At 44.3% G+C, this 262-nt stretch carries 1 pseudogene; it reads left to right on the top strand.

From position 1 onward, the window contains the following. Nucleotides 1-35 precede the first annotated feature (35 nt). A pseudogene (locus tag AAEY83_RS16190) lies at nt 36-262 on the top strand (nitrite/sulfite reductase); the annotation flags it as partial.

Here is a 262-nt window from a genome sequence, read left to right on the forward strand (position 1 = left end):
GCTTTTAAGTCTAAAAACAAATTTGAGATTACGTCATGTATCAATATAACTACGCTGACCAAAACTTAGTAGAGGAACGAGTCGCCCAGTTTCGCGACCAAACCGAACGGTTTTTGGCGGGTGAGCTGCCAGAAGAACAGTTTTTGCCACTGCGTTTGCAGAATGGTCTTTATATTCAGCGTTATGCGCCGATGTTACGTATTGCTATTCCTTACGGCCTACTAGCCAGCTATCAACTGCGTAAATTGGCAGAGATTACCCG

It is taken from the genome of Psychrobacter sp. TB20-MNA-CIBAN-0197, assembly GCF_040309765.1.
GTDB classification, from domain to species: Bacteria; Pseudomonadota; Gammaproteobacteria; order Pseudomonadales; family Moraxellaceae; genus Psychrobacter; species Psychrobacter submarinus.